The following is a 223-nucleotide window of genomic DNA, read 5'->3' as shown; positions in this document are numbered from 1 at the left end:
ATCCGTTCATACCGTCTACCATTGTGATCGGAGCGCCTTTCGCACCTCCGGCGCCACCCTCGTTCCGAAGATTTCAATCGCCTTCATCAGCTTGATGTGGTCCATCACGCCCATGGCCATCTGAATCAGGAAGCGGTCGAACCGGAAGATCTCATGCACCGCTAGGATCTTGTCTGTCACCTCCGCAGGGCTTCCGACGAAGAGTGCGCCACGTGGTCCCCGT

General features: G+C 57.8%; 1 pseudogene. It reads right to left on the bottom strand.

The window, feature by feature from the left end:
- Nucleotides 1-15: 15 nt before the first annotated feature.
- Nucleotides 16-223 (bottom strand): annotated as a pseudogene (locus E4K09_RS01495) (LLM class flavin-dependent oxidoreductase); the annotation flags it as partial.

This window comes from Microvirga pakistanensis (assembly GCF_004458765.1).
GTDB lineage: Bacteria > Pseudomonadota > Alphaproteobacteria > Rhizobiales > Beijerinckiaceae > Microvirga > Microvirga pakistanensis.
Note: the sequence above shows the minus strand (reverse complement) of the source record. Positions and strands in the feature narration are given on the sequence as shown.